General features: G+C 39.1%; 12 protein-coding genes and 1 pseudogene. 1 reads left to right on the top strand and 12 read right to left on the bottom strand.

Translation table 11 applies throughout. The features are described from left to right. Window positions 1–94: 94 nt before the first annotated feature. The 11 genes and pseudogenes from ADF62_RS08390 to ADF62_RS11710 form a co-directional block, all read right to left on the bottom strand. The gene (locus tag ADF62_RS08390; protein WP_003092565.1) at window positions 95–946 is read right to left on the bottom strand and encodes a patatin-like phospholipase family protein; all 852 of its coding nucleotides are present in this window, start codon (window positions 944–946) and stop codon (window positions 95–97) included. After that, a complete protein-coding gene (locus ADF62_RS08385) occupies window positions 943–1,563 on the bottom strand; it encodes an SGNH/GDSL hydrolase family protein (RefSeq protein ID WP_039976222.1) in 621 nt (206 codons plus the stop codon). Before ADF62_RS08385 ends, ADF62_RS08390 begins: the two co-directional genes overlap by 4 nt. Before the next feature lie 3 nt (window positions 1,564–1,566). After that, the gene (locus tag ADF62_RS08380; RefSeq protein WP_003092663.1) at window positions 1,567–3,144 is read right to left on the bottom strand and encodes an ABC1 kinase family protein; all 1,578 of its coding nucleotides are present in this window, start codon (window positions 3,142–3,144) and stop codon (window positions 1,567–1,569) included. 17 nt (window positions 3,145–3,161) lie between these two features. After that, window positions 3,162–3,440: a phasin family protein gene (locus ADF62_RS08375; RefSeq protein WP_039976220.1), complete on the bottom strand. Its 279-nt coding sequence runs from the start codon at window positions 3,438–3,440 to the stop codon at window positions 3,162–3,164. Between the two features lie 246 nt (window positions 3,441–3,686). Continuing rightward, window positions 3,687–5,081 (bottom strand): annotated as a pseudogene (locus ADF62_RS11585) (glycoside hydrolase family 1 protein). Between the two features lie 117 nt (window positions 5,082–5,198). Further along, window positions 5,199–6,335 carry an AI-2E family transporter gene (locus ADF62_RS08355; protein ID WP_003092608.1) on the bottom strand — a complete coding sequence of 379 codons (1,137 nt, stop codon included), beginning with the start codon at window positions 6,333–6,335 and terminating at the stop codon, window positions 5,199–5,201. A gap of 78 nt (window positions 6,336–6,413) precedes the next feature. Further along, window positions 6,414–7,010, bottom strand: a complete 597-nt coding sequence (locus ADF62_RS08350; protein WP_003092777.1) for a histidine phosphatase family protein — start codon at window positions 7,008–7,010, stop codon at window positions 6,414–6,416. Beyond that, a complete protein-coding gene (locus ADF62_RS08345; protein ID WP_003093088.1) occupies window positions 7,007–7,615 on the bottom strand; it encodes a histidine phosphatase family protein in 609 nt (202 codons plus the stop codon). Before ADF62_RS08345 ends, ADF62_RS08350 begins: the two co-directional genes overlap by 4 nt. Continuing rightward, window positions 7,612–8,214, bottom strand: a complete 603-nt coding sequence (locus tag ADF62_RS08340) for a histidine phosphatase family protein (RefSeq protein ID WP_003092493.1) — start codon at window positions 8,212–8,214, stop codon at window positions 7,612–7,614. The genes ADF62_RS08345 and ADF62_RS08340 overlap by 4 nt, the downstream gene beginning before the upstream one ends. A gap of 4 nt (window positions 8,215–8,218) precedes the next feature. After that, a complete protein-coding gene (locus ADF62_RS11715; protein WP_003092621.1) occupies window positions 8,219–8,425 on the bottom strand; it encodes an HAD hydrolase family protein in 207 nt (68 codons plus the stop codon). 2 nt (window positions 8,426–8,427) lie between these two features. After that, the gene (locus ADF62_RS11710) at window positions 8,428–8,925 is read right to left on the bottom strand and encodes an HAD hydrolase family protein (protein ID WP_003092907.1); all 498 of its coding nucleotides are present in this window, start codon (window positions 8,923–8,925) and stop codon (window positions 8,428–8,430) included. Window positions 8,926–9,165: 240 nt separating this feature from the next. Between ADF62_RS11710 and ADF62_RS08325 the strand changes: the two genes are divergently transcribed. After that, complete coding sequence (locus ADF62_RS08325) at window positions 9,166–10,185, top strand: phosphodiester glycosidase family protein (RefSeq protein ID WP_179944332.1); 1,020 nt, start codon at window positions 9,166–9,168, stop codon at window positions 10,183–10,185. 32 nt (window positions 10,186–10,217) lie between these two features. Here ADF62_RS08325 and ADF62_RS08320 read toward each other — a convergent pair whose 3' ends face one another. After that, window positions 10,218–11,270 carry a sugar transferase gene (locus tag ADF62_RS08320; protein WP_003092924.1) on the bottom strand — a complete coding sequence of 351 codons (1,053 nt, stop codon included), beginning with the start codon at window positions 11,268–11,270 and terminating at the stop codon, window positions 10,218–10,220. Between the last annotated feature and the right edge of the window lie 10 nt (window positions 11,271–11,280).

The raw sequence follows: 11,280 nt of genomic DNA, 5'->3' as shown, positions 1-11,280 counted from the left end.
CGCATAGCGGGTGGTTTATCTGTTTCGCACCTTCGGAGCGAAACGGACTTAAAGTCACATAACTAAAAAAAACGTGCCCAGAAAAGCACGTTTTTTAGTTATCTCCAAGAAATATTTTGAGATTGGACATATCATTACGTATTTGTTCCAATCCTTCTTGATAAATAGCTTCGAACTTTTCTGGGTCCTTTTCCAATCGACCAACTTCAAGAGCATGCTCTGGACGAATGGCATATACTTTTCCAGTTTTTTCCAAAGTCTCAATCTTCTCAATACTCTTATTGTAGTGTATATGGCGATTTGAAGGCACCTCAACAAATTCAGGATACTTGCGGTAAAAGAGCTTGTAAATCCGCTTGCTAGTTTTAGAAGGTTGTTTACGATAAGACTTAGGGCGTGTTAAAACCACAACGAATTTATCAAATCCCATATTTTCCATAAAATCAATGGGAAGACTATCAGACAGACCACCATCCATGTAGCGTTTGCCCTTGTACTCGACTATTTCAGAAACCAAGGGTAGAGCGGAACTTGCACGAAGGGCTTCCATCTGCTCAAAGACATGATCAATCTTAATATAGTCTGGTTTGCCGGTCTCAATATCTGTAGTGACCACATAGAAGGGAACACCAGACTCAGCAAAAGCTTCCTGATCAAAAACATCTAACTCCATAGGAACCTTATAATAGGAGAACTCCTTATTAACAAAGTTACCAGTTGTCAGCCATGACCAGAAACTCATGTAACGACGGTCCCCCATGAATCGCTTGTTATAGCGAAGAGCTCTTTTGGGTTGGTTAGAGAGATAATTGACACCAAAAAGTGCTCCAGCAGATACCGAAACAACGCCATCCACCTTGATCCCAGCTTCTAAGAAGGCGTCTAAGACACCAGCTGTGTATAAACCACGCATACCACCGCCTTCTAGGACTAAGCCTACCTTCATTCTAAAATCTCCTTTATAATTGGTTCTGCTATGACCTGATAAGCTTGTGGACTCAAGTGCAAACCATCAGTTGTATAGTTGGCATTTAACTGTCCTTGAGCATCCGTAAGGTAATCAAAAAGATCGACATAAGTCACGCCAGGTAGGACTGCTAGTTGTTGATTAAGTTCACCTACAGTAGCATTGTTTCGAATTTTAACCTTCGAAGCATGTTCCAATCTTTCACTGACGGGAAAGACACTTAGCAAGTAAATTTCTGTATATAGAGATTCTTGTCGAACTGTCATGATAATATCCGAAATACGATTGACGACATCTTGAATGGGATAACCTCGTCCAATGTCATTAATTCCAATCAAGATAACCAATTTACTGGGTTCCAAATCTAAAACTTGCTCTTTAAGATGTTCTAAAAGCCAAACCGAGTCTGTTCCTGCAATGCCGCGGTTTACCAAGGGAAACTCTCGACCCAAATATTTTTTCAATGCAAAAAACTCCGTGATAGAGTCCCCTGCAAAAACAATTTGTCCCTTGTCTAACTTTTGATTTTCACTTACAAATTTAGCTAAACGTTCTTTTTGATAAGCCACAAGCTCAGGCCTAGTTGTTTCCATCATACCTTATCCTTTTTTCTTAAATATTATACGACCTACGGTAACTAAAGCTAGGAAAGTTCCAATTCCAAGAAATAGCCAAGCAAGATTTTGAAAATCTGATTTATTGGACAAAAGAGCACCAGACAGAAGAAATGCCAATGTCAGCAAGGCTAAAACCAGATTATTTAAAACTTTCTCAAAGACTTTAACCCTACCTGAAAAGTCAATAAAATCATGGTTAAGCACGATTCGTCCGTTTAAAATCTGCTCCAAGAGCTGATGCAGGCGACGTGGAATATTTTTTCCATTGCGAAGCAGGTAAAAGAGTTCAATCAAGATAGTCTCTTTATTTAAGGTCTGCTTAAGCATATCCGGCCCCATATTCTCTAGGAAGTAATCCTTGGCCAAGGTCATCAGATCCATATTTGGTGCTAATTCTCGAAAAATACCTTCAATTTGAAGCGAAGATTTCTCTAAAATAGTAATTTGAGAAGAGGCTTTAAGATGATTCTTCTGGAAAATAGCCAGCAAATCCTCTAGCAAATCTGTCATGGACAGACTTCCCAAGTCAACACCAGAGTAACGACCCAGCATTTGCTCCACATCCTGACTCAGAACCGCACGATTTAGACCATTATCAAACTGAGTAACTGACAAAATAGCCTTAGTCATGCCGTCAACATCCTGAGCAGTAAAACTATATAAGATGTCATTTAAGGACGCACGCATCCCCGCTTCCAACTCACCCATAATGCCAAAGTCAATGAAACAAATCTTGCCATCACGTACCAACAGATTTCCAGGATGAGGGTCACCATGAAAATAGCCATCCTTGAACACTTGCTTGATAAATGACAGCATTAGTTTCTTACCCACGTCTTCCAGGTCATAGCCAGCCTCAATCAGTTGGCTGTAGTCATTAAGGGGAATCCCATCGATGTACTCTTCGACTATAAGATGAGGCGTCGTGAATTCATCATAAACCTCTGGAACACCCAGACAAGCCACTTGCATATTGTAAGCCCTAAAACGTTTCATGGCCTCTGCTTCATTCCTGAAATCAAGTTCCTTGATTAGGGTTTCACGCAGATTTTCCAGAACCTCTTGAACATCGACCATAGGGATAAAATGCTTGGGTATATGCCGTGCAAGCTTAATGAGAAGCTGAATATCTTCCTTAACGACCTCATCAATACCTGGTCTCTGAATTTTTATAATCACTTCCTGACCAGACAACAATCTAGCCCTATGAGTCTGAGCTACAGAACCAGAAGCCAAGGGCTCTTCCGAGAAATCAAGGAAACTGTCAGAAAGCCCATTGGGTAATTCTCTCTTAATGGCAGTCATGACTTCCTCTTTATTCAAGGGAGGAACTGAGCTCTGGAGCTTTGATAATTCTTTGATATAGTTTTCTGGCAAAAGGTCAGAGCGCGTGGATAGGATTTGACCAATTTTAACAAAACTAGGTCCTAATTGCTCAAAGGCTTGGCGGAGCTTGACAGGTGTTGTCTGTTGGTCTTGAGGAAGGTGTTTTTCACGATAAGAAAGGAGACCAACTGACGAGAAAACCTTCAACACATGTCTCAATCGTTTACTTGCCATTTTAGTCTCCCTACATTTTATTTATTATGACTGAGCAAAGCGTCAAGTTTTTCTTCAAGACGTTTCACATCCTCCTTAGTCGCATACTCAACTGAAGATTTCTTAGCATCAAGTTTATTCAAAAATTCTTGAGCTTCTTCCTTACTTTGACGTTTGAGCTCTTGTTCCAGTTCCTTACCTTCTTCAACAGTCAAGCGCCCCTTTTCAACCAACTCTTTGACAAAACTATCAGCTTTATCTACTGTCATAGCAGTCAATCCGATTCCAGCTAAGAGAACTTTTTTCAAATCATTCATGAACATTACCTCCATCTGAGTGGGAAAAGCAAAGAAATAGTCTGACTACTTCTTCAGAAAATATAAGAACGTTTTCACACTTTTATTCTACCACTTTTTCAAAAAATGTGTTAAATAACATAAATTACAATATACGGTATTTTAATACTCGTTGCACAAATATATTCAATAAAACACTTATTTATCAATGTTGTACTAGAATACTAATAACAATCTCAAGCTTTTGCTGAGATTATTAACAAGTTTCTATTTGTAAAGAGCTTCACCATTACTTTCGATAACAGACTTATACCAAGCAAATGATTTTTTGTTATAACGAGCCAAGCTACCACTATCATCATCATTTCGATCAACGTAGATGAAACCATAACGTTTACTAAATTCTGCAGTTGAGGCTGAAACCAAATCAATTGGCCCCCAAGTCGTATACCCCCAAAGCTCCACACCATCTTGAAGAGCTTCACTGACTTGCATCAAGTGTTTTTGAAGATAATCATCTTCAACTGTTGAACCATCAGGACCATCGACAAGGACATCCTTGGCAGCCAAACCATTTTCGACAATAAACAATGGTAATTGATAACGCTCATAGAAGTCATTCAAAACTAGACGAAGACCGATTGGATCAATTGCCCAACCCCACTCAGATTTCTCAAGGTAGGAATTTTCAACACCACCCATAATATTTCCTTTACCAATCGTATAGTCTTCTGGATTGTGGGCGGTTGCCACAGACATGTAATAAGAGAATGAAATAAAATCAACGGTATTCTTCAAGATTTCTTCATCACCAGGGACGAATTGTATTCCAATACCATCTTATTTGAAATAGCGTTTAATATAGTTTGGATATTTTCCACGAGCATGGATATCTGAGAAGAGATAGTTTTGATTTTCAAACTCGTGAACAGCCAACTGATCCAAAGGATTAGCTGTCATTCCATAAGCGGGCATGGCAAGAACCATACAACCAATCTTGGTTGCTGAAGCTGATGCGACTAACTCATGGTGGACTGCCTGATAGAGATCCTGTTTAGAGAGCTCTTCCATAGGTGTCGCAATACTACCTGACATGAATGGTGCATGTAGAACAGAGTTCACCTCATTAAAGGTCAACCAATATTTGACCTTATCTTTATAGCGTGTGAAGACGGTACGGTCATAGTTTTCATAAAAACCAATTAATTTTACGATTAGTCCATCCATTGTATTCACGCGCCAAGTTTAGAGGTGTTTCATAGTGAGACAAGGTTACAAGTGGTTCAATGCCGTACTTAGCCAATTCATCAAAGACTTTATCATAGAAGGCTAGTCCTGCTTCATTTGGCTCAGCATCATCACCATTTGGAAAATACGAGACCATGCAATTGACATACGAAAGACCTTGAAGTCCATCTCTGCCAAAAGTGCTATGTCCTCTTTATAACGGTGATAGAAATCTATACCTTCTAGCTTTAGATTATCTGGTGTTGGTTCTTCAGTAATCAAAGGATTCAAAGACCCAGGTTCAAAAGGGACACCACCTTTTGGAGTCACATACTGGACAGACAAACCTTTACCATCTAGGTTATAAGCACCTTCAAACTGGTTGGCAGCTGTTGAACCACCCTAGAGAAATTCTTTCGGAAATGTATAAGTCATCTTTTATCTCCTTGTATTGTTCAATTTACTCATAGTATAACACTTAGAAAACGATTGCAATTATATTATTGAAATCTGATACTATAACACGAAAAAACAGACCGAAGTCTGTTTGAATTAATCACTATTTTCTAAAGAAGCAACTGCTTTGGCTTCTTCGCGTGTAACCACATTATCCTTAACAATCTGATAAAGGGTTGCGGCTACTGGAACGGAAACCAACATACCCAAGATCCCCGCTAAGGCAGATCCTATGGTAATGGCAAAGATAACCCAAATTCCTGGAAGTCCGGTAGAACCACCAACCACATAGGGATAGATGAGATTTCCTTCAAACTGTTGCAGAATAACCACGTAGGCGACAAACAAAAGTGCCAAGGTCACGGAATGAGTCATAATCAAAATGGTACCAATGGTAACACCAATATAGGCACCCACAACCGGTATCATTGCTGAAAAGCCAATCAGGATAGAAATGGTCGCAGCATAAGGAAAATTAAAGATACGCATCCCAATATAACATAAGGTCCCCAAAATGCAGGCTTCAATAGACTGATAGACAAAGAAATTGCGGAAACGATTATTTAGAATACCAACCACATAGTGGAAAGTTTTACCATAACGCCCCAAATAGACATCTACTAAGCGATTAACCTGATTACCAAGTTTCTCCTTCCCAGCTAAGACATAGCAAGAAAAGACAACACTAATAAAGAGATTAATCAAAGTTGACGGTAGGCTAGTCAAGGAAGTCAAGAAATTCGTCAAACCAGTCATGATTTGTTGAAGTAACTGAGCACTGTAGCTATTGATTAGCTCTCTAACCTGTGTCACACCACCCAGGTCTTGGATAACCTTCTGCAAAGATTTGTTCTTAAGTAACCAATTAATCAAATTATTAATAGCCGAGCGATCTTGACTAATCAAGGTATTGATACTGTCAATCAAATCAGGAAGGACAGTGAATACTACCCAAGTAAAGACCAAACCGATGGTCGCAAAAGCCAAGAGCAGGGAAACGGGACGTTTAATTTTAGTGATAAAACCAAATGGTATAAACTTGACCAGTATTTTTTCATAAAAAGACATCAGGATATTGACCACAAAGGCAATTCCCGCTCCAACTAAGAAGGGCTGACTGGCGACAAATATCGTGTTACAAATCGAAACAACTGTTTCCCAATAGGTATATATCAAGAAACAGCTGAAAAACAGCACAGCCATCCAAATGAACTGATTTTTTGTAAACTTCATAGGCACTCCCAAATTTAAAATACCCTTCCATTATACACTAAAAAAGGGGTTCTTACTATCTTTTTTTAAAGAAAGAAACTAAAACTCCATGAATTCTTGATCAGTTAAAGGATCTATTAGTTTGACAAAGTGAAAGTCCGATCCATCGTAATCAAAGACCAAGATGGCACAATTGCCTGGACAAGACTGAAAAGCACGCTCTGGCTCCACAGCATGAAGAAAAGTCATCAAGGCTCCTGCGTGACTGACAGCCAAAATGGACTGGCCTGGATGTTTATCTACTATCTCCCTTGCACCATTTACAACTCGTTCTACAAACTGGGCTTGACTTTCCCCTCCAAACTTAGCATAATGGTCACCGAAATGGCCCTGAATTTGAGTTTTAGGATGAAGATACTCTGGCTGACCCTCAAAGATACCAAAATGCATTTCTTTAAGCCCCTTGATACGATGATAATCAGTACGCCCAGTAGCCAATTCAACGGTATCAGAAGCTCTTTCAGTTGTCGTACAATAATATTGATCAAAAGTCATATCATGTTTTTCAAAATAAGCACGCACCTGACGAGCTTGGTCTCTACCTATTTCAGTCAAAGGGGAATCACACCAACCTTGAATCCGATTAAGTGTGTTAAAAAGTGTTTGTCCATGTCGCATTAAATAGAATCTTGTCATTCTTCTCCTCCGTAGATATACTCTTCTTCCACAGGGTTATAAATTGAAACCAATTCAAATTGACCTTGATCATAGGTAAAATGTAAGATAGAACAATTTTTAAGGCCATGCATATCTGGAGCAGGATCTAAAACACGCCTACAGAACTGCAAAATAGATGGACCATGACTAACAAGCAAGGACTTAGAGCCCTCGGCCACACTCTCCATGATAGCTCTAACAGTCAACTCCATACGATCCCGGACTTGAGTTGTACTTTCACCACCAAATTGAACAAAGAAATCACCAAAGCCTTGTCCATCAGGTAAGGCTTTAGGGGTAAGATATTCTGGTTGCCCCTCAAAAGATCCAAAATCCTGTCCTCTAAGACCTTTAAGTCTTTCATAATCTGTTCGTCCTGTCACAATTTCTAGAGTATCGCTAGCTCTCTCAGAGGTTGACGTAAAGACATGATCAAAAATTGTCTCTTGCTTGGCTAGATACTGACCAGCCTTTTTAGCCTGTTCAATCCCGACTTCCGTCAAAGGAGCATCGCAAACCCCTTGAAGTCTATGTTGAACATTAAATCGTGTTTGTCCATGTCTCATTAAATAAAATTCTTTCATAATGTCACCTCTAAACCAGAAATCGGGTCAATCACCTGAAGAAGCTCCAATTGACCTTGGTTATAATCATAAACACAAACATTACAATTTCCAAAGCCCACTCCTTCAGGAAAGGCCAAGTCCATGAAAATGATTAACCCCCATAAAGCCGCTCCATGACTAACAAATAGAAGATTCTCAGCACCCTCCTTAATATGTTTTTCTGCTTTCTCTATGACAGTCTTTAAAACCCTCTGTCCAACCTTGCGAATATCTTCGCCACCGTATGGGACCAAGAGATCTTCAAAAGATCGTAAACCTGGACGATGTTTGGGTAGGAGATGCTCTGGTTGAGCTTCAAAAGACCCAAAATTCATTTCTTTAATTCCCTTGAGCTGGGTTACAGTGTACTCAGGCGCCACAATCTTTGCCGTGTCAGTTGCTCTCTCTTGCGTAGATGAATAGACAGCATCAAAAGAAATACCTTTCTTCGCAAAGTACTGCTTAGCTTGTTCTGCCTGACAGATTCCATTTTCAGTTAGAGGAGAGTCACACCATCCCTGAACACGCTTTTGTGTATTAAATAATGTCTCACCATGTCTCATTAAATATAACTTCATTACTTTACCACCCTTTTTTACGATAACCTAAATAATCTTCTAAGATAGTCAATACCCCTTGATCCTTATGGTGCGGTGCTATTTGGTCTGCCACTTGCAAAAGAGCAGGGCTGGCATTTTCCATCGCATAAGAATGACTAGACATACGCAGGAGCTCAATATCATTATCACCATCACCAAAGGCCATAACATTTGCCTCAAACAAATCCAATCTTAAGTGTGAACTCCTTTTTGAATGAAATCAATGGCATCAAAACCGCTTGGAACATCGACAAGATTACCATCGAAATCACGATTAAAAGCCTCTGAAACACGATTAGCTTCTTCAGGACTCAGTAACATTGTAATTTTGATGAAATCATCATCTAACTCCTCCAGCCCGTTCAAACGCTGAATGGCAGCTTCTAGGGCTTTTTGCTCTTCTTCTGTTATCTTCTCAAAATTAACCCTAGACCCTTTTAACATATAGTAGCCTTGAGCACCATTAAATATAGTTGGTCTATCTAACAAATTATAATTGAAATAGCTTAGCAGGTTTTCAACATCATTTGATGCCATAAACTCCTGACATAAGAGCTGACCATAGCTAACCACCTGTCCACCATTTTCAGCTACAAAATGCAGGCGGTCAAAAGTCTCTGCAAACATGGGTTTAAGACTACTCATACTATTAGCTGATGCAACGACAAAGTGCATATCACGCGCAGCCATAGCATCTCAAATATGATTAAAACGCTCCTTATCATAGCTTCCTTTATCCTCTAAAAATGTCCCATCCCTATCTGATGCAATCACCTTAATAGACATAAAGTACCTCCTTGACTAACTTACTCTTATTATAACCTTTTTAGAAAACGCTTACCAGTATCATGATAGGAAAACTGATACTATTCTTGGATATTTAATGTTCTTAAGATTGTGTTGCCAGCCTAGATTGTTTATAATGATAGTATGAAATTAAAAAAATTTTTAAGAATGCTATTTTATCTTCTAATGATAGGTGCTATAGTTGGTGGACTGCTCTACCTCACCATCTATTTCAACAATCGAGATATTAAAAAGCTTTCCATGCCATCAGACAAGGATGGATTGACCTTTAACATAGAAAATAAGGAGCTCCTCGACCAGTCAGTCCTACTTGAAAAAGGCAGTATTAAGAATGTAGATATGCAAATTCTATCTTTCAAAAAAGACGGAAAGTATGTCCTTCAAAAAGGGAGAACCGAAGATAATAATCCTGAACTCACAGAGCAAAGTATTAAGTACGAGGCTAATCGTAGAGAAGCTCTTGCTCTGATTAACTCAGGTTTTTGGTCTTATGAGGGTCTAGATCGTCCTTTCGCTCAAAAAGAAATCAAACTTGGCAAAACTGGCCTTCTTTATGGGGATGATCAAAATAATATAACTGCTGGGACCTATCCTAATATAGACACGGCACAAATGTTCACACACATGGGAAGTAACGGTTGGGATACAGGTGCCTTCGGAATTATCGTTAAGGATAAAAAGCTAGATAAAAATTGGGAAAAAGGTGATCCTGACCAACCGAATGCCCGTTCTATTTACGTCGAGACCTATGATGGTATTATCCGTATTATCCAAACCTACGGCCACACTTCTCTCAATAAAGGATTAAATCACGAAGATATTTATAATCTTTTGAAAAATTTAGGCTACTCAAATATTCGCCTAGCTTTCTTACTTGATGGTGGTGGAACGACTCGCATGTACACCCGATCTGACAATGGTAAAGAAAAGGTTGTTGGCGCCTTTGTTGATGACAGAACCTATATTGAGTACCTCTATCTCGCCAAGCGTGACAGCAATGCTACTGATCCATATATATGGCGTGATCAAGAGCTCGTAAAAGCAGGTAAATCCAAGTCAATCACTTATAAGGACTATATTGAAGCAATCTTTTCAAATGGAACAGTTCCAGGAACCCAATACCAATTTGAAATCTCTAAATAATACAAAAAATCCTCACAAACATGAGGATTTTCTTATTTCAAATTGTTTAATGCTGTAATCAGATAGTGACCATCACGGATGCCTTTACCAACACACTTAGCATTTTCAACCAAATCTTGATAGTTAGTATCTGAAAGATTGTCGATTGTCGTCTTCAAATCATGAAGCGACTCTACTGCAATCCCACAGCCGTTCTCAAGAACAAAGTGAGACAAGGCAGACTGTTTCCAAACCACAAGCGGAAAACCTGAGGCCAAGTATAGTGACGCCTTGTGAGAGTTGTTATAGCGTAGGTACTCACCAAATACACCACTACATGTCTCAGCGCTATCACCATCCCAGACAAGCCCAAAACCACCCTCAAGAGCTGATGGTAGCTCGTCAGGTAGGAATGACCCAAAGTAAGTCTCATTCGTAAGAGCTCTGCTCTCGTCGAAACCAACACCATAAAGGTTGTAAGCAGGTTCTTCAGGAATGGAGTAAAGATAACCAGCTTTTTCCTGAGCCAAATTACCAGCTACAATAATTGGTTGATTCTTAGTAAGCCCCGTCTTATCTTGGAAATTTGGAATCAAATAGTCGAAAATGCCAAGGCTAATAATCTTATCTGCATCGACCCCTTTATCCACCAAAACAGATTTCATAATTGGATTGTGGGCAATGATACCATCAGCTACACCTAAAAGACCTGATTCCTGGATTCTCATTCGAATTCTATGTTTTAATCGAGCAGCTTGACTATTCATAAAACGAAGTGCATCCAAATCATGGATGATAAACTGAATTTTCACACCTCTTTTTCTTGCTTTTTTAACAAGTAAAGTAGTGAAAAAACTATGATGAAGCATTGGAAATTGAATTAGAAGTTCATCCCCTTTATTCAAACGATTTAAAGACTGGCTGAATGATTTAGCCTTATGTATTTGAGCCTTTATTATACTCATATTGTACCAATTATCAACCGAAAGAACCAAGGCCTGATACCCTTCTCTCTTTACAATTTCTTCAACATCATTCCGTGCCTTATTACCTGCATTTTTAACATTGTTATCGTGTAAAAATTCTTCTTTTAAATAGTATTTCATCTCTTATTTC

Source organism: Streptococcus sp. 1004_SSPC (assembly GCF_001069025.1).
GTDB classification, from domain to species: domain Bacteria; phylum Bacillota; class Bacilli; order Lactobacillales; family Streptococcaceae; genus Streptococcus; species Streptococcus vestibularis.
Note: the sequence above shows the minus strand (reverse complement) of the source record. Positions and strands in the feature narration are given on the sequence as shown.